This window comes from Streptomyces sp. NPDC003027 (assembly GCF_053591435.1).
Genome location: NZ_JBSFTU010000029.1, coordinates 40933 through 57509 on the forward strand (window position 1 = coordinate 40933; position 16577 = coordinate 57509).

Sequence of the window (16577 nt, forward strand, 5' to 3'; positions counted from 1 at the left end):
GGGCCAAGGCGATCGGAGCCCTATCCTTGACCCGGGCAGGCCAGACCCCACCCACCAGGGGGCTCCGGCCACCGGGCCACCACCCGGCCCCCGTAGCTCAGTGGATAGAGCAGGTGCCTTCTAAGCACTTGGCCGCAGGTTCGAGTCCTGCCGGGGGCGCACAGCGGGACCCCTCCTTCGGGAGGGGTCTTTTTGCTGGTCAGGGGTGGTTTCCGGCCGGAGGCGGACGTGCCAGAGCAAGGGCTCTGAATGGCTTGATCTGTCCGGCTGAAACCGGCCAGAGGCGGCCTCCGGCGGCTGGCTTTCCCGAAAACTTCCCGAAGTTTGAAGCCGCTCGCTACCTCGACTTGCTCCTACATGCAGACCCGTTGACCAGTTGGCAGCATGCCACACAACGCGTGAGCCTCGACGCCAGCAGCACGCTTTACGCGTAGCCGCAGGCGCCAAACCGCACCCGCCTCACGCGGCACTCCTACACCACCCACCAGGGGCGCTCTGAGGCTAAGGGCACGCCCACAGGCCGCGTTCACCCACACGGGCAGACATGCGACGATCAGTTGCATCTACGGTTGTCGTTTCGGTTTCTACTCGATAGGTTGGTTGACATGGGGAACCGGGAGATCTATCCGAATCCGCCGTTGGCGCTCACCGTCGTCGAGCTTCGCCATACGGGCACACCGCCGCTCTCAGATGCTCAGCAAGCGGCCTTGAAGGCACTGCTCGCCGAGTCCTTTCCTCTGCTCCGGCCAGCCCGCCAGGTAAGCGTCACCATGACGAACGCCGGGGTGACTCAGGACCAGCGTGTCCATCCGCGCTTCATGGCTCGCGACAACGCAGCCTCGATCACCTTCCGGAACGATGCAATCGTCGTCGAAACCACCCGGTACGAACGCCGCAGCGCGTTGAGAGAGCTCCTCCGCCAGGCTGTCAGCGCCCGCCAGGCTGTCGCACCCGCGGACGGTATCGAGCGCCTTGGCATCCGGTACATCAACGAGGTACGAGTGCCAGACATCGAAGGGCCCCTGAGCTGGAACAAGTGGATCACTGCGCCACTCACCAGCATTACCGGTCTGCGGACCGCCCAGAACAGCCACCCGCAGTCCTGGCAAGGGATGGCCGTCTTCGGTACCCCGTCAGCAGGCATCGTGCTACGTCATGGCAACTTCGACGGCTACGCCGTCGACCCCGCCGGCGACCTGCGACGCCCCACCCCGCCGCCAGGTCCCTTCTATCTGGTCGACCTCGACTGCTACTGGATGCCTGACAGTGAAACGCCGCCGCTGGAGTGGGCCCTCATCCAACCCCGGTTCGATGAGGCAGGGCTGGCGGCGTACGAGCTCTTCGAGCAGCTGATCACTGACGAATACCGCAAGGAGGTCCTGCGCCATGACCACTGACATTCACCGCGCGCTGAGCCTGCCCACTGCGCCATCCCCTCAGAGCCTGGTAGAGCCCCAAGAACCCACGGCCACCTCGTCTAACCAACTGTCTCATCTGACTCAGACGGCTGGATCACTCCGCTCTCAAGCGCAGGACGTATACGAGAACACCGCAGAGTTCCACAGGGCGTTGCTGTTCCGCGACTGGCAGCAGCGGACCAACGAGCGCGCCAAGGAAGCCCCCGCCGCCCTCCTCGTAGAACTCTCTGACCTCGGCTTCTCCTGGCGGGACATCGCCCGCATGCTGCGGGTCAGTGTCCCCGCCATCCAGAAGTGGCGTCGTCAAGGTGGAGTTAGCGGGGAGAATCGCCGACACCTGGCCAGCCTGCTCGCGCTCTGCGACCAAATCGCGGAGCACTACTTGATCCAGGAGGTTGCCTCCTGGTTCGAGATGCCTCTCACTTCGAAGGCTCCCATCACCCCGATCGACCTCTTTGCGGACAACAGGCCCGATCTCGTCCTGGACCACGCCAGCGGGCACAGCGACGTAGAGGAGATCCTCACTGCTCATGACCCTGCTTGGCGTGAGCGGTACCGATCCGACTTCGAGGTATACCTCGACTCCGACAGCGCAATGTCCATCCGCCTGAGGGAAGCGTGACGAGTGGCGCAGGAAATGGAGCGGCCAACGGACCCGGCCGACCTGTACTACGCGTGCGGCGACGACATCGTCACCGCGCGCCCTGTCCTCACCGGGGACGTCTTTGAAGGCGTGTCGATATCCGACGCGGACGGCACCACACGGCTGATCACCGCCATGATCCTGGACCATCCGTGCTCGCTGCGGACCGACGGTGTCAACCTCACGCACCGCCTGACAGTGGCTGAGGTCACTACCGTCCAGGGGGCGCAGTGGAACGGCAGCTTCAACCGCATGTTCCTCCCTGAGCCGTACCCGCGGGCACACGGCCGCGCACAGCCGTGTGCCGCGTTCTTTGACAAGTGCTACCACGTCTCGCCAACGCAGCTGGAGGCCGGTACCAGGATCGCCTGCCTGAGCCACTTCGGCATCAACCTGCTGCTGCAACGACGGGTCAAGCACTTCAGCCGTGTCCTCGTCCCCACCTTCCAGTTCCAGGAAGCCAACGTTGGCGTCTATGAGGAGGCCGACCTGATCGAGGAGTGGTGCACCGAGCGCGAGGACGACGAGGTGAAACCTCTCGACGCCACGGCAGAATGCGTGGCGTGGCTCCGCGAGGCCGGTCCGGACGGTCGTCGGCGTCAGGATCTCCTCCACGATCCACAGCAACGAAGCACCGTACGCAAGGAGATGCGCTCTCGCCTCAAAGAGCTGAGGCAGCAGGCTCAGTGAAGCCCTAGCGGGGAAAGTGAATGGCACTGGCCCGCGCCGTCTCGCCTATGCCGTCTCCGGCGGCTACGGGCCACATCCATCACCAAGTACTCAGCCCAACAGCCTCAAGGTGTTCCGTGTTGCTCTCAGCGAACGAAGCCCTGTGCTCGAGGGAGTGCGCGACGCCCAGAAACCGAGCCTGAAGGCAGCAGCATGATCGGGAGAGTCTGAGGTCCTTCGATGCGCTGCTGGAGTTCGGCGATCTGGCCGGTGATGCAGCGGGCGTAGGTGGAGAGCAGAACCGGGACGCTGTTGCCAGCCCATTCGGCGACCTGGGCGAGCGGGATGCCGTTGTTGAGCCAGGTGGTCAGGCAGGTGTGCCGGAGGTCGTACACCCGCTTGCCGACGGGCGAGTTGTACTCGTGCTCCGGCAGGACGGCCTCGCGGGCCTTGGCCCAGATGCGCCGGTAGACCGAGCCGGCCAGGAGGCCGCCCTTCTCTCCGGGGAAGAGCAAGTCGCCGGGCTTCAGCTGATCGCGCGCGATCAGGCCCCGAAGGCTCGCGACGAGAGCGGGGGGACGGGGACGGTGCGGGTCCTTCAACTGATGGGTGGCGCCCCGACAACCTCAAATGCCGATCGGCCTCCGGGTGCCTACCAGGAGAAGGCTGTCGCCCCAGTCCCGACGTTCGTCCCAGCCCAGCCAACTCTCTCCGTAAAATGTCGAGCGCACAGAGCGCTGACAGTGGGGTGGGACTATGCACAAGATCGTACGGTTGGAACTTCTGGGGCTTGCCGACTCTGACGATGACGAGCTGCTACGTCTTGGGAGCCAGTTGCGCCGTGCTCTCGAAGAGCTGGATGTAGTGGACGTACGGTCGGGGCGTTCCGCAGGAGGTATCTCGAACGGGGCCAAGAGCGGCGAGCTGATCGCCGCCGGGTCGGTTGTCGTCACGGCCGCGTCCTTTGCCCTGCGTCAAGCTCTCCTCCTCGCCGACACCTGGCTGAAGAACAGGCCTGTGCGCGGCATCAAGGTGGAGTTGGAAGGCCGCGTGATCGAGTTGAGTGACGCCTCGACTGCTGAGCGGGAACGTTTGATCGACCAGTTCCTCGCTAACCGCGAGGTCCCAGCCGAGCGCCAGACCGAAGAACGTTCCACCGAGCAGACCTGACAAATATGACCACACAGTCGTTCGGCAAAGGAAACCGTGGTGCCCTGCTCATCGGGACGGGGACATACGACCATCCGGACCTGCCAGCACTCCGTTCACCTGAAGTGGACTGCACTCGCTTGGACACACTCCTACGTGATCCCGAGATCGGCGCGTTCGAGGTCCAAACACTTATCGATGCCGACCGCTCCACGCTGGAGCGGGCGATTTACGAGTTCTTCCTCACCGCTTGGGGCGACGACGTGCGCCTCCTGTACCTTTCTTGTCACGGGATCTTGAACCGTAACGACAAGCTGCATTTCGCCATCCGTCAAACGGATCCCAAGCGACCCGCCTATACGACAATCCCTGCGTCGTACATCCACGATGCCATCGAAGAATGCCGCGCACGGAGCATCGTCGTGATCCTCGACTGCTGCTACAGCGGCCTCTTTCTTCCAGGGGCGAAGAGCGACGAATCGGCGAGATTCGAGGAGGCGCTGGCCGGCCACGGTCGCGTCGTCATCACTGCTGGCACCAGGTCGCAGAGGGCTTGGGAAGGGCATCACCCTGATGCTGGTACGCCCGCACCGTCCCTTTTCACAGGGATGCTCATCGAAGGCATTTCCAGTGGTGCCGCTGATCTCAATGGCGACGGTTTCGTCACTCTCCAGGAGCTCTATCGGTATGCCTGTGAGCGTCTTCACCAGGAGGGGGCCGCGCAAAACCCTCGTATGGGTGGCGAGATGCAGTACGACATCGCACTGGCCAAGGTTCGGAAGAAGCGGAAGCAGCGGTCCCCAGACCGCGCGGATAGCCAGAGCCGCAGGTCCGCTGGGCCCCGGGCGCGGCACAAGCCCAAGCCCTGGCAAACCCGTGCTGCCTCCCGTCCCGCTCGGCAGCCCATCCTGTCCGACGGTCTATTGGTGGTACATGAGGCATACAGGCTGCATGTGATCGACCTCGAGTCTCGGCAGCGGTCTGGTCTGATCCAGATGCGGTACCCCGGCAGCCCTGCCCTTCATGGGGACACCGCCTACTTCCCCGGCAAAGACGGCCGTCTATATGCGGTCGACCTGCGGACCGGAAAGCCCCGCGCGTCTCATCCGGTACTGGTCCGCGACGGATTGCTGAGCGTTTCGAATGATGTGCTGTACGCGCCAGCTCAGGATGGCAGCTTGCACGCCTTCGATCCGTCGAACCTCAGGCCCCTTTGGTCTCTTCCCACAAACAAGCTCACTATCGTCTCCAGACCCCAGGCCGCCGCCGGATACGTGTTGTTCATGGCCAGGGAATCTCAGGCGTCGGGCGCCACAACAGGCCCTGGTGCAGATCGCATAGTGGCCGTCGCCAAGGGACGTGAGGTCTGGTCGTACAGGACCGACGCTCCTCTGTCCCCGGGTTGGGCGGTAACGGACCAAGGCGTATATGCGGTCGTGCAGCCGAACGGTCCCTCAGCACACCAGAGGATTGTGGCGGTGAACCCTGAGAGCGGACAACTTCTTTGGTCGTTCGACACAAAGGCCCGTCTCGCCTCGGCGCCGGTCGTCGCAGATGGGACATTGATCTTCGGCGACACAGACAGACGGCTCGTAGCTCTCGACACGAGGACTGGAGCCCGCCTATGGGCTAAGGAGAAGAAGACTGAGGGCCTTCTCCTCCACCAACCGCTCGTTGCGGGTGACACCTTGTTCACGGCGGACCGCGCCGCGAATTTGGCCAGCTGGAAGCTCCCAACAGGCCGAAAGGTCCGATCGCAAGACCTTCTTGTGAGTCCGGACCCCCACGGCTCCCCCGCGATCAGCGATGGCGTCATGTACGTCACGAGCTCCCAAGGTGATGTACACGCTCTACCCATATGAGTGCGCCAGGCTGCCTCCACAAAGATGCGATGCCGAATCACGGTCGAATGCGTCCGCGCCGGCGCGTCACCCTGCGCAGAAGGACTGCTTCCTGTCAGAGCGCCCAGGGCGGGCAGAGTGGATCGCTGTCGCTCTGCCCGACTACGGGGGTGCGGCTAGGGTCCCGACACAGCATGGCCGGCCTTCATCCAGCCCCGACTCCGCCTCAGTTGCCAGCATCCGTGCCCAGCCCAGCCGCAGATCCTTTTCTAGAGGAGACACAGCAGTCGCGCGTCCCGGGCACCATCAGTCCATCGGTACCGAGAGAGGGATGCTTTGAGCCTGGCTACGCACGACCCCAGCACAGATATCTCCGCATGTCTCACAAGCGCGATCGAAGATCAAGTCCTGGCGTCTCCGTGTCAACCAGCGGGTGATCCGCACTCGGGTACGCGACTTCAGGGCCTCGCTTCAAACGCTTCGCGTGGCGGAAAGGTCCTTCCCGCACACCCGCAGGGCATTACGGAACACACGGATGACTCTCGAGACAGCACCATACAGATCGATGGGCGTGGCTCTCTTCGCCGCGTTGATGGGCTTGAAGATGATCAAGCCATCGGTGATCCTTCTCCACAACTTGGCCCAGTCCGCTGGAGCCGACTCGACTGCACGGGCGATGAAGTACGTTCTGTGGCAGCTCCGCCCTGAAGTCGCGAACCAGCCCGCCCACGGCTGGGGCAGCCTCGTCTTCGTGGTCGTAGTGTCCACGCCTCTGGTAGTGCCAGTGTGGTGGCTGATGGAACGCCGGATGGCACAAGGAGCCATCTTCCGCCACCAAGCGACGATGCGGACCTTGGATGCCCTCAACCTTTGCGCGGCGGCGTACAGACAGCCACCAGGAGACCGTGCTTCGCAGCTTCGGGATCTCGATTGGGGACTCAGGGCGGCAGAGGATGCCATCCTTCGCGCTCATCGTCATGCCGGGACGATCCCTCGCAGATCAGTCAGGCGTGCGGCTGCGCGCTCACACGCGGCGCTAGTTGCCGGAGCCCTGCGAGCCGAGGCCCTGAAGATCGACGCAGAGCCGGATAGCGCGCTACCACAGCTCGGGGCGATGCTGGCCACGATCGCGGAACGCTCTGCAGAGGGCCGCATCGGAGCCCTGCTGCCAGAAGCGGCCCTCTCAGGGGTCACCCCCGCGTCCGCGACGCGCACCGCGCTGCGGGAGTCCGCGCACGTGGCTTTGGTCATCATCGCTGCCATGACGGCAGCAATCGGGGCCTCTCCGACACTCCCCGCATTGGGAGTGAACGACGACCTGCGCCCCTGGCTCATCGTCGGGTGCTCTGTACTGGCAGCCATCCTGGTCGGCGGCTGGCACCGCGTGGGTCGCCTCTTGGAGCTTGTGCCAGGCAAATGACGCCGACGTCCAGGGCCGCCGCTTCTTCGCCGTCCCGAAATCACCCGAAGTTCCGGGGAATGGCGGGCCCTTGGGCGCATTCGTGCAGGTCAGAGCTACCCCACTCCCCCACCCACCCAGTGCCTTCTAAGCACTTGGCCGCAGGTTCGAGTCCTGCCGGGGGCGCTTTTATCAAGACCCTCCCTTCGGGAGGGTCTTTTTTGCCGGCCAGGGCGCAAAGTGGGGCAGCCGGCCGGTCCCGTGATCTTTGACAATGCGTGCCGTCTCGTATGGACGGCCCGGGTCCTCCCCGCTCCGACCGACAAGGCGGCCCCGACCGTGCGGAGACCTCACCGATCGACCCGCCGGCGCGGTCGGCTCGCCGTCGTCGCCGGCATCGTCGTCGTGCTGCTGGCGCCCTCGGGTGCCGGGGCGGTGGAGGCCGATCCGGGCGCTCTCACGGCCGTGACGTCGGCGGCGGAGCTGTCGAAGCTGGAGCTGGCCGAACGCCGGGTGTCCGCGAGCACCGTCGCCGAACTCGACGCGCGGCTGCCGAACGTGGGCGTGGACACCGTGCTGCGCAGCGCGAACCACCGGATGAGAACCCCGAGCAGCGACCCCGCGTGCCACGCCGCCGAGACGGCGGCGCTTCCGAAGGCGCCCACGGCGGCCTCCGCGTACTGCTGGGCCGAGGGCGACGCCTACACGCAGCGATGGCTTCCTCAGGGCATCACGGCATGGCGTGGTACGGCGACAAACTGATCGTCACGGCGTCCAACGGCGACCACAGCAACAACGCGATGTTCGTCTTCTCGATGAAGCACATCCTGCAGGCGACCGTGAGCGGCGATGCCATCGGCCGCGTCAGCGGAGGTTATTCGGCCCACGGCTATCAGTCCGTCATGCCCGCGATCGGGTCGTACGGCCTGAGCGCCAAGTGCTCTGCTGCCGACAGCGCCGGCGTCCCCTGCTTCGCCTCGGTCTCCGTGGACCGCAGCACGACCCCGGACAGCATCGTGGCCAACGAGTGGTTCTCCTCCGGTGGCACCCAGCCCGCGCGGCTGTTCCGCTACGGCCTCGCCGCGCCCTCGGAGAGCGGCATGCCGCTGGCCGCGGACTCCTCCGGCCTGGTGCGGGCCGCCGAGGCGTACCGGACGAAGGTCGTCGGCGTCCAGGGAGCACTCTCGTACAGGACCCCACCACCGGTGTCCGCCGCTGGTACGTGCCCAAGGCGCGCGGCGGCGCCGGACAGCACGGTGTGCCGTGGCGGCAGGATCTGAACGGCGCCTCCGCCACGACGTGCACCGGCACGGACGCGCCGACGGCGTGCTGGGCCAAGCATTCACAGGGCATGTCGCTGTGGTGGAGCACGAAGACGGTCCGGAGCCAGACCGAATGGGCCGCCGACGCCGGCGCGAACTGGGTCGATCCGCGCGTGAGCGGCTGGCAGGACAAGGTCGTGCCGGAACGGGTGCTGTTCTCCGTTCCCTTGGGATCGCTCGGCTGAGCAGCCAGGAGGCCGAGGAAAGACCTACAGGAGCGCGGCCGTTCCGGCTCCCAGCCAGACGGCCGCCAGACCGGCGGCCACGCTCCCCGCGACGTTCGCCAGGGCGTAGCCGCGGGCACCGCTCTCGTACAGCTTCAGCGTCTCGTACGAGAACGTGGAGTACGTCGTCAGCGCCCCGCACAGGCCCGTGCCGAGGAGCAGGTGGGTCTGGGCGGAGGAGACGCCGGTGAGCAGGCCCAGGACGAGGGAGCCGGCCACGTTCACCGTGAAGGTGCCCCAGGGGAAGAGGGAGTCGTGGCGGGACTGGACCGCGCGGTCGGTGAGATAGCGCAGGGGTGCGCCGACAGCCGCCCCGGCGATCACCAGGAGCCAGTTCACCCCGGCCGCTCCCGGCCCGCGTAGCGGATGACCTCGCAGTCGTCGAGGATCACCAGGCCCTCGTGCAGGGCCCTGCCCGCCAGTCTCGTCATCGCGTTCTCCTCGCCAGAGCGCCACGGGTCGCCGTGGTCGCGACCCGGACGGCGGCCAGGGCCACGACCACCGTCGCTCCCAGATAGAGGATGCCCCGGGGCGCGTCCCCGGCGGTCAGCAGGGAGTGCGTGTCGAGCGCGTACGTGGAGAAGGTGGTGAAGCCGCCGAGCACCCCCGTACCGAGGAAGGGCCGCAGCAGCCGGTGGTGTGTGGCGGCGACCTCGGTGACCAGGACCATCAGGACGCCGATCGCCGCGCAGCCGGCCGCGTTGACGGTGAGGATCGTCCAGGGGAAGGCGCCCGGCGGGGTGGGCCAGGCAAGCACCGCGGCATAGCGCGCGGCCGCGCCGAGGGCGCCACCGGCCGCCACGGCCGCGACGGCCGGCAGCTGCCCGCGGAATCCCATCCCGCCAGGCTAATCGGCCAGGAGTCCAGCAGCGCGGCCGCCCGGCCCGCGTCGTCATGGTCGAGCCGGGGGAAGTCCCCGCCGTACAGATCGCCGGTGAAGACGCAGGCGGTGCCCGGATTGTGCGCGTCGCAGCCGCCGGGGGCGAAGAGGTGCGAGCCCAGTTCGGGGCGGTGGGGGCCGAGCATCACGAGCCTGGGCGCCGGGTGGCGGAGCCGTCCAGCCTCGCGGACTTCGCCCTCGATGTATCGGGGCAAGAACTCCCAGACGCGGTACGGGGGTTTCTCCGTACGTCCACAACACCCCCGTCCATCCGGGGCGGCGCGGGACGCCGACTGAGCGAGGCGGACAGGCGCGGCCCCCTGGCCTGGGGCATTAACCAGGGACCGGCCCGTGCCGCCTCGTCCTGCGATGGTCGGCCCGTCCCGCACCCGCGTCAAAGCGGACGTGCGGAGTCTGTCAGATCGGTTCCGCGCCGGACGGTGAACAGACTTCCGGGTGACACGTTCGCGGCCGAGCCCCGCCCCTGGTGGTCCGGCCACCATCCGGCGGCCCAGAGGGGTGCCGGGTACACCTCGTCCGCGAGGCACCCGAGGGGCGACGGTGGAGGGGCAGCTGGAGGGAGCTGCGAAACCGTCGGGCAGGAGTGTCGTGAGTACTTCCGTCGCAACCAAGCGCAGGACCGTTCTCGAATCACTGGGGATCCAGCACCGCACCGAGCAGGGGCCGCAGCCGGCGCCGTACCGGAACGTGGTGACCGACGATGTCTACGACGAGCTCTGCGCCACGCTCTTCTCGGGGTTTCCCCGGCGCGATCAGCGCCTGAAGGCGGAGCAGTACCTTCGGGGGCTGCTGACCGCACAGGGCCGCAAGTCGATCCGTAACATCGCCGCACAGATCGGTGGCCCCGCCGCCGAGCAGAGTCTGCACCATTTCATCTCCAGCTCCACCTGGGACTGGCGGCCGATGCGGTCCGCGCTCGCCGGGGTCCTGGAGCGGAACAGCTGCCCGCAGGCGTGGGTGGTCCGGTCGATGCCGATACCGAAGGCCGGGGAGCACTCGGTGGGCGTGGACCGCAGGTTCGACCCGGAGCGGGGGCAGGTCGTCCAGGGGCAGCAGGCGTTCGGGGTGTGGTTCGCCTCCGAGGAGCTGAGCGTGCCGGTCAACTGGCGCCTCTTCCTGCCCGATCTCTGGGTCAAGGACCGGACGCGGCGCGACCGCGCGGACGTTCCGGAGGGGGCGGGCGAGGAGACGCTCGAGGAGTGTGCGGTCGCGGCGGCGCTCGACACCGCGCGCTGGCGGGACGTCATCCGCAAGCCGCTGCTGATCGACCTCCGCGGCGGGACGGCGCGGACGGCGCTGAACCGGCTGGCCGCGGCCCGGGTGCCGGTGATCGCCCGGATCGGCGCCTCCTGCAGGCTGTCGGTCGCGGACCGGGCCATGCCCGGCTTCGGCGCCGGACCGCTGCCGGCGCAGCAGATCCTCGAATCGCTCAAGGGCCTGCGCCGGCCGGTGGGCTGGCTGGACACCGCGGCGCCCTCCCGGACGTCGCGCACCTCGCTCGCGACGGTCGTACGGGTGGCGCTGCCGGCGCCGCCCGGTGAGCGGGCGCGGCCGTTGCTGCTGCTGGGCGAGTGGGACGACCCGCGGCAGCCGGTGAGCCGGATCTGGATCACGGATCTGACGGGGTCGACGGTCGGCACGCTGCTGCGCCTGACCAAGCTGACGCGGCGGGTGGAGCGCGACTTCACCCAGGTCGGGGAGGGCGCGGGGCTGCGGGACTTCGTGGGCCGTTCCTTCCGCGGCTGGCACCGTCACATCACCCTGGCGTCGGCCGCCCACGCGGCGACCGTCCTCGCGACGGACTGGGACGCGGTGTACCGGTCGGGGCGCTCCGCGGGCTGATCCGGCGGGCGGGCCGCCCACGGGGGAGAAGGCCGAGCCGGTGCCGCTCCCCCCTGAGTGGCCCGCCCCGGCTCACATCGGTGACCCGCTCCCCCGGTTCAGGCCAGGGCCCCGGCGATCAGCAGCCCGAACGCGGCGGTGATCAGCACCGTACGGATCAGATGGAAGCCGTTCCACCGCTTCTCGAAGGCCGCCCGTACCGCCGCCGGGGTCTCGCCCGTGCTCTCGGAGGCCGCCAACGCCGTGTTCAGCGGGATGTTGCCGCCGATGGTGACCAGATGGTTGAGGACGGCGCAGACCGACCCGGCGAGCACCAGCCACTTCTGCGTGTCCGTACGCCCGTCGACGGGCACGAGGAACGCGGCGGCGGGAAAGGCCACGACGCCCAGGAAGACGATCAGGAACACCGCCCGGGGAACGTACTGGTTGATCCGGCGCATGGCGGTGACGAAATCCGCGTCGTCGAGCCGGGCGAGCGCGGGCATGATCCCGGTGAGGAAGATCAGCATGAAACCGGCGTAGAGACCGGTGGAGGCGACGGCGAGAGCGAGCAACAGGGTGGCCATGGGCCCATCATGGCGGGGCCCAGACCACCGTGGCATGGACTCGCCATCCTTTTCAACAGGGGTTGTCACCGTGCGCAGTCACATGCGTACATGGAGTGGCACACCGATCGGGCGGGGGTGGTCAGCGGTGTCAGAGACTGCGGGCTCCGTGATGCTCGCCCGGGCGGCGATGAGCCGTGCCGCGCCGGAGGCGCAGCGGCCGGCGGGACGGCCGGTGCGCGGAATGCGCCGGATCAGCGCGGTGTTGGCCGGCCTCGCGGCCTCGACGCGGCACGAGTTGCTGACCTTCGACGACCCGGCCGCCTCCGCGGGCCGGGCGATCCCCGAGCCGTTCCTGGAGCTGGCGGGAGCGTGTATGCGGGCCGCGACGGAGCGGGCCTGCGAGGTCAGACGGATCGTGCCCCGCCACGCACTCCCTCAGGTGGCGGGCACGGTCGACGTCCCCGGTCGGGCCCGGCTGACGGACGCGATCCCCTTCAAGATGATCCTCGTCGACCGTACGGTCGCGGCCGTCCCGCTCGATCTGGAGCTGCTCTACAACGGCCTGCTCCTGATCCGGGACCCGGTCGTCGTCCAGGCCCTGGTCCGCGCCCATCACACGAGTTGGGAAACGGGCGAGGAACTGGCCGGCGCCGGCGCGCCACCGCGCGAACTGCCCCCGCAGCTCCGCCCGGTCCTCGACGCCCTCCTCTCCGGCCTCACGGACGAGGCGGCCGCGGCCCGCCTCGGCATGTCGTCCCGCACATACAGCCGCCGGGTCGGCGAGCTGATGCACGCCCTGGGCACGTCGAGCCGCTTCCGCGCGGGCGCGGAAGCGGCTCGACGGGGGTGGCTGTGACAGGTCGGGGGGCTCTCCGGAGCGGAACTAGGACACGATGTCCTTGCGGGAGAAGCCTCGGAAGGCGAGGGCGAAGAGGATCAGGGCGTACGTCACCGAGACCGCCGCGCCCTTCGCCATGCCGGACCATTCCAGCTGGGGCTGGAGGGCGTCCGCCCAGGCGAACTGCCAGTGGGCCGGGAGGAAGTCGCGCCAGGAGCCGAGCGCCGTCACCGCGTCCAGGACGTTGCCGATGATCGTCAGGCCGACCGCGCCCCCGACCGCGCCGAGCGGGGCGTCGGTGCGGGTGGAGAGCCAGAAGGCGAGGCCCGCCGTGACCAGTTGGGAGACAAAGACGAAGGCGACGGCGAGAGCGAGCCGGGGCAGGGTCTCCGCCGCCGGCAGCGAACCGCCGGTGGGGAGCCGCAGCGGGCCCCAGCCGTAGGCGACCGTGCCCGCGGCGAGGGCGACCAGGGGCAGCAGCACCATCGCGGCCGCGCTGAACCCGAGGGCCACGGTGAGCTTGGACCACAGCAGCCGGGCCCGGGGCACGGGAGCGGCGAGGAGATAGCGCAGCGAGGACCAGCCGGCCTCGGAGGCCACCGTGTCCCCGCAGAACAGCGCCACGGGGATGACGAGGAGGAAGCCCGCCGAGACGAAGAGGCACGTCGCCGCGAAGTTCGCGGCGGACGCCGTCGCCGTGTCCATCAGGGTGATCCGGTTGTTGCCGTTGCCGTCCGGGCCGCCGCCGATCGCGAAGGCGGCGATCAGGACGAACGGCAGGGCCGCCAGCACCACGCCCATGACCAGGGTGCGGCGCCGCTTGAGCTGCCGTACGGCCTCGACGCGCAGCGGCAGGGTGTGCCGCGCCCGGTAGCCGGGCGCGGTCTCCACCAGTTCCGCGGTCGTGCTCATGCGGATCCTCCTCCGATCAGGGTCAGGAACGCGTCCTCAAGGCGCCGGTGCGGCCCCACACCGGTCACGGGCACGTCCAGGCGCACGAGTTCGCCGATCAGGGCGGTGGGGGTCGCGCCGTCCAGCCGGACAAGGAGCCCGTCGTCGGCCCGGACCACCGAGGCGATCCCGGGCAGTGCGGCGACCTTGTCGACCAGCGGGTCCGAGACCGGCCCGCCCAGGGTGACCAGGAGGGCGGAGCCCTCGCCGGTGATCTCGGCGACCGGTCCCGCCTGCACCAGCCGCCCGCGGTCCATGACCACGAGATGGGTGCAGGACTGCTCCACCTCCGAGAGGAGGTGGCTGGAGACGATGACGGTCCGGCCCCCGGCCGCGTACCGGATCATCACGTCGCGCATCTCGCGGATCTGCGGTGGGTCGAGTCCGTTGGTCGGCTCGTCCAGGATCAGCAGGTCCGGCAGTCCGAGCATGGCCTGGGCGATGGCGAGCCGCTGACGCATGCCCTGGGAGTACGTCCGTACGGCCCGGGCGAGCGCGTCACCGAGGCCGGCGATCCGCAGGGCGTCCTCGATGTGCGCGTCCTCGGCGGGCCGGCCGGTGGCCTTCCAGTACAGCTCCAGGTTGTCCCGGCCGGACAGATGCGGCAGGAAGCCCGCACCCTCCACGAAGGCGCCGACCCGGGAGAGGACCGGGGCGCCCGGCCGGATCGCCTGCCCGAAGACCCGGATCTCGCCGTCGTCGGGGGTGATCAGGCCCATCAGCATGCGCAGGGTGGTGGTCTTCCCGGCGCCGTTGGGCCCGAGGAGACCGAGGACCTGGCCCTGTTCGACCCGGAAGGACAGATCCCGTACGGCGTACCGGTCGGCGGATCTGGCGTACTTCTTCGTCAGCCCGGTGATCTGCAGCGGTACGGCGGCGAGTTCGGGGTCCGGGGCGGGCGCAGCGACCCGGCGGCGGGAGGTGAGCAGCAGGCCGGCGGCGGTCACGAGACCGATCAGCGGCAGGCCCCACACCCACCAGGGCATTCCGGTCGCCTGGGTGGCCACGGCGGGCGCGGTCGGCACGGTCAGCGCGCTCTCGACGGCGACCGTGTAGGCGGCGGGGGTGGCCGGGGAGGCGTAGCCGAGGTCGGTGGCGGAGAGCACCAGCCGCAGCCGGTGCCCGGCCTCGACCTCGTGGTCGATCGCGGGCAGGGTCAGCTCCACGCTCCTGCCCTGGCGGGCGCCCTCGATCCGGACGGGGGCGACGAGCTGGGCGGGCAGCACCTGCTGACGTCCGTCGGGCCCGACGTCGTACACCTTGGCGAACAGGACGGCGGAGCCGTCGGCGCTGTCCGAGGTGACCTTGACGCGGACGGTCGGCGCGCCGGTGATCCGCAGCGGCGCGGACCGGGGTTCGGACTCGAACCGGGCGTGCTGACCGGGGAAGTCGAGGGACAGCCCGACGCCGAGGGAGGAGAGCTGGGAGAGTCCGCCGCCGACGCCGGGAACGGCGGAGATGGCGGGCGGGTTGGCGCCGGCCGGATTGTGGAAGGTCCGCGGGCGGGCGGCGACGAGCGGGACGGAGGTGGCACCGGCCGACAGCCCCGGGTAGGCGTCGGCGCCGGCTCCGCGCAGCAGCGCCTGGCCGTCGGTGGAGTCGACCCCTCCGGCGCGGCTGACGCGGAAGGCCGGGCCCGTGTCGGCGCCCTTGTCGTCCTTCAGATAGCGGTCGAACCAGTTACCGATCCGTGCCTCGACGCGGTCGGTCTCGCGGTTGCCGCCGTCGTGGCCGCCCGCGATCCAGTCGACGGCGACGGGGGCGCCGTTGGCGGCGATCGTCTTCGCCATGGCGTCGGCGTGCGAGAGCGGGAAGAGCGAGTCGGACTGGCCCTGCACGATCAGGGCGGGCACCTTGATGCGGTCGCCGACGGCGGAGGGGCTGCGGGCTTCCAGGAGGGTACGGGCGGCCGCGTCGGGTTTCCCGGCGACGGCGACGCGTTCGTAGAGGGAGCAGAGCTCGGGGGTGAACCGCCCGCAGGCCGAGGGCTGCGCGGACGCGAGAGCGGTGGCGGGGGTGGCGGTAGCCGGGGTCGCGCCCCCGGGGGACCCGGCCCCGGCCTCGGAGGACCCCGCACCGTCCGACCCCGCACCACCCGGCGCCGTCCCGTCCGGTGCCGTCCCGTCCGGCGTCACGCCCGCCGTGCCCGTCCCCGGCAGGCCCGAGGGGCCGGCCGCCCCCGAGGTGAAAAAGATCCCGGCCCAGAGCTTCTTGAAGACGCCCTGCGGGAACAGCGCGTCAGCGAGGTTCCAGTACGTGATCTGTGGAGCGATCGCGTCGACCCGCTGGTCGTACCCGGCGGCGAGCAGTGCGATCGCTCCGCCGTAGGAGGCGCCGGTGACGCCGACGCGCGGATCGCCGTCCTTGTCGAGCCGTACCTCGGGCCGTCGCGCGAGCCAGTCGACGAGCTTCTGGACGTCCTTGACCTCGTGGTCGGGATCGTTGAGCCCGATCTGCCCGGTGGAGGCGCCGAATCCGCGCGCCGACCAGGTGAGGACGGCGTATCCGTCCCGGGCGAGCCGCTCGGCCTGGGCGCGGACGTCGGCCTTGGAGCCGCCGAAGCCGTGCCCGAGCAGGACGGCCGGCCTGCGGGCGGACGGAGAGCCGGCGGTGAAGTACGAGGTGTCGAGGCGTGCCCCGGGCACGTCGATCACCTGGTCCGCGCGGCCCACGGGAGGTGGTTCGTCGGAGGCGGCGGCGGTCCAGGTGCCGGCGCCCGCGAGCACGGCGAGGGCCGCGGTGATCGCGGCCCACCGGGGAAGTCGGAGCTTCATGCGTCCGAGCCTAGGCGGGCATCCTGTGCGGCACGGCTGTCCCCAGGCGGAATTCGGC

At 69.1% G+C, this 16577-nt stretch carries 17 protein-coding genes and 1 tRNA gene; 12 read left to right on the plus strand and 6 right to left on the minus strand.

Features of this window, described 5'->3' with window-relative positions:
• Positions 1-86: 86 nt before the first annotated feature.
• The 4 genes from ACWDX6_RS20945 to ACWDX6_RS20960 all read left to right on the plus strand — a co-directional run bounded on the left by ACWDX6_RS20945 (position 87) and on the right by ACWDX6_RS20960 (position 2751).
• Positions 87-159: transfer RNA gene (locus ACWDX6_RS20945), tRNA-Arg, on the plus strand.
• Positions 160-605: 446 nt separating this feature from the next.
• Positions 606-1397, plus strand: a complete 792-nt coding sequence (locus ACWDX6_RS20950) for a TIGR04255 family protein (RefSeq protein ID WP_451486391.1) — start codon at positions 606-608, stop codon at positions 1395-1397.
• On the plus strand, positions 1387-2040 hold the full coding sequence (locus ACWDX6_RS20955; protein ID WP_451486392.1) for a helix-turn-helix domain-containing protein: 654 nt from the start codon (positions 1387-1389) through the stop codon (positions 2038-2040). The genes ACWDX6_RS20950 and ACWDX6_RS20955 overlap by 11 nt, the downstream gene beginning before the upstream one ends.
• A gap of 3 nt (positions 2041-2043) precedes the next feature.
• Positions 2044-2751, plus strand: a complete 708-nt coding sequence (locus ACWDX6_RS20960; protein ID WP_451486393.1) for a hypothetical protein — start codon at positions 2044-2046, stop codon at positions 2749-2751.
• Between the two features lie 125 nt (positions 2752-2876).
• Here ACWDX6_RS20960 and ACWDX6_RS20965 read toward each other — a convergent pair whose 3' ends face one another.
• Complete coding sequence (locus ACWDX6_RS20965; protein WP_451486394.1) at positions 2877-3245, minus strand: hypothetical protein; 369 nt, start codon at positions 3243-3245, stop codon at positions 2877-2879.
• A 241-nt stretch (positions 3246-3486) separates the two neighbouring features.
• Here ACWDX6_RS20965 and ACWDX6_RS20970 point away from each other — a divergent pair, with 241 nt between their 5' ends.
• The 6 genes from ACWDX6_RS20970 (at position 3487) to ACWDX6_RS20995 (ending at position 8626) form a co-directional block, all read left to right on the plus strand.
• On the plus strand, positions 3487-3900 hold the full coding sequence (locus ACWDX6_RS20970) for a hypothetical protein (RefSeq protein ID WP_451486395.1): 414 nt from the start codon (positions 3487-3489) through the stop codon (positions 3898-3900).
• A 5-nt stretch (positions 3901-3905) separates the two neighbouring features.
• Positions 3906-5741 (plus strand): caspase, EACC1-associated type, encoded by a 1836-nt coding sequence (locus ACWDX6_RS20975; RefSeq protein ID WP_451486396.1) that lies wholly within the window; start codon positions 3906-3908, stop codon positions 5739-5741.
• 544 nt (positions 5742-6285) lie between these two features.
• The gene (locus ACWDX6_RS20980; protein ID WP_451486397.1) at positions 6286-7140 is read left to right on the plus strand and encodes a hypothetical protein; all 855 of its coding nucleotides are present in this window, start codon (positions 6286-6288) and stop codon (positions 7138-7140) included.
• Positions 7141-7458: 318 nt separating this feature from the next.
• On the plus strand, positions 7459-7881 hold the full coding sequence (locus tag ACWDX6_RS20985; RefSeq protein WP_451486398.1) for a hypothetical protein: 423 nt from the start codon (positions 7459-7461) through the stop codon (positions 7879-7881).
• The gene (locus ACWDX6_RS20990; protein ID WP_451486399.1) at positions 7857-8399 is read left to right on the plus strand and encodes a hypothetical protein; all 543 of its coding nucleotides are present in this window, start codon (positions 7857-7859) and stop codon (positions 8397-8399) included. Before ACWDX6_RS20985 ends, ACWDX6_RS20990 begins: the two co-directional genes overlap by 25 nt.
• Positions 8400-8470: 71 nt before the next feature.
• Positions 8471-8626 (plus strand): hypothetical protein, encoded by a 156-nt coding sequence (locus ACWDX6_RS20995; RefSeq protein ID WP_451486400.1) that lies wholly within the window; start codon positions 8471-8473, stop codon positions 8624-8626.
• A 24-nt stretch (positions 8627-8650) separates the two neighbouring features.
• On the opposite strand, the gene crcB is transcribed toward ACWDX6_RS20995, so the two are convergent.
• Together crcB and ACWDX6_RS21005 are read right to left on the minus strand one after the other, a co-directional pair.
• Positions 8651-9004 (minus strand): fluoride efflux transporter CrcB, encoded by a 354-nt coding sequence (crcB, locus tag ACWDX6_RS21000; protein ID WP_451486401.1) that lies wholly within the window; start codon positions 9002-9004, stop codon positions 8651-8653.
• Between the two features lie 88 nt (positions 9005-9092).
• Entirely contained in the window at positions 9093-9503 is a 411-nt protein-coding gene (locus ACWDX6_RS21005; protein ID WP_451486402.1) for a FluC/FEX family fluoride channel, read from the minus strand.
• 702 nt (positions 9504-10205) lie between these two features.
• Here ACWDX6_RS21005 and ACWDX6_RS21010 point away from each other — a divergent pair.
• Entirely contained in the window at positions 10206-11408 is a 1203-nt protein-coding gene (locus ACWDX6_RS21010) for an IS701 family transposase (RefSeq protein WP_451486427.1), read from the plus strand.
• A 98-nt stretch (positions 11409-11506) separates the two neighbouring features.
• Here ACWDX6_RS21010 and ACWDX6_RS21015 read toward each other — a convergent pair whose 3' ends face one another.
• Positions 11507-11974, minus strand: coding sequence for an anthrone oxygenase family protein (locus ACWDX6_RS21015; RefSeq protein ID WP_451486403.1), 468 nt, complete (start codon positions 11972-11974; stop codon positions 11507-11509).
• 127 nt (positions 11975-12101) lie between these two features.
• Here ACWDX6_RS21015 and ACWDX6_RS21020 point away from each other — a divergent pair, with 127 nt between their 5' ends.
• Positions 12102-12812, plus strand: a complete 711-nt coding sequence (locus ACWDX6_RS21020) for a DNA-binding response regulator (RefSeq protein ID WP_451486404.1) — start codon at positions 12102-12104, stop codon at positions 12810-12812.
• A 27-nt stretch (positions 12813-12839) separates the two neighbouring features.
• Here the strand turns inward: ACWDX6_RS21020 and ACWDX6_RS21025 are convergent, their stop codons facing one another.
• Together ACWDX6_RS21025 and ACWDX6_RS21030 are read right to left on the minus strand one after the other, a co-directional pair.
• Complete coding sequence (locus ACWDX6_RS21025; protein WP_451486405.1) at positions 12840-13706, minus strand: ABC transporter permease; 867 nt, start codon at positions 13704-13706, stop codon at positions 12840-12842.
• The gene (locus ACWDX6_RS21030) at positions 13703-16519 is read right to left on the minus strand and encodes an alpha/beta fold hydrolase (protein ID WP_451486406.1); all 2817 of its coding nucleotides are present in this window, start codon (positions 16517-16519) and stop codon (positions 13703-13705) included. The genes ACWDX6_RS21025 and ACWDX6_RS21030 overlap by 4 nt, the downstream gene beginning before the upstream one ends.
• Between the last annotated feature and the right edge of the window lie 58 nt (positions 16520-16577).

Bases quoted from the DNA above. Each gene is read 5' to 3' on its own strand.
- ACWDX6_RS20950 (WP_451486391.1), top strand. From the start codon at position 606: ATGGGGAACCGGGAGATCTATCCGAATCCGCCGTTGGCGCTCACCGTC.
- ACWDX6_RS20955 (WP_451486392.1), top strand. From the start codon at position 1,387: ATGACCACTGACATTCACCGCGCGCTGAGCCTGCCCACTGCGCCATCC.
- ACWDX6_RS20970 (WP_451486395.1), top strand. From the start codon at position 3,487: ATGCACAAGATCGTACGGTTGGAACTTCTGGGGCTTGCCGACTCTGAC.
- ACWDX6_RS20975 (WP_451486396.1), top strand. From the start codon at position 3,906: ATGACCACACAGTCGTTCGGCAAAGGAAACCGTGGTGCCCTGCTCATC.
- ACWDX6_RS20980 (WP_451486397.1), top strand. From the start codon at position 6,286: ATGGGCGTGGCTCTCTTCGCCGCGTTGATGGGCTTGAAGATGATCAAG.
- ACWDX6_RS20990 (WP_451486399.1), top strand. From the start codon at position 7,857: ATGGCGTGGTACGGCGACAAACTGATCGTCACGGCGTCCAACGGCGAC.
- ACWDX6_RS20995 (WP_451486400.1), top strand. From the start codon at position 8,471: ATGTCGCTGTGGTGGAGCACGAAGACGGTCCGGAGCCAGACCGAATGG.
- ACWDX6_RS21005 (WP_451486402.1), bottom strand. From the start codon at position 9,503: ATGGGATTCCGCGGGCAGCTGCCGGCCGTCGCGGCCGTGGCGGCCGGT.
- ACWDX6_RS21015 (WP_451486403.1), bottom strand. From the start codon at position 11,974: ATGGCCACCCTGTTGCTCGCTCTCGCCGTCGCCTCCACCGGTCTCTAC.
- ACWDX6_RS21025 (WP_451486405.1), bottom strand. From the start codon at position 13,706: ATGAGCACGACCGCGGAACTGGTGGAGACCGCGCCCGGCTACCGGGCG.
- ACWDX6_RS21030 (WP_451486406.1), bottom strand. From the start codon at position 16,519: ATGAAGCTCCGACTTCCCCGGTGGGCCGCGATCACCGCGGCCCTCGCC.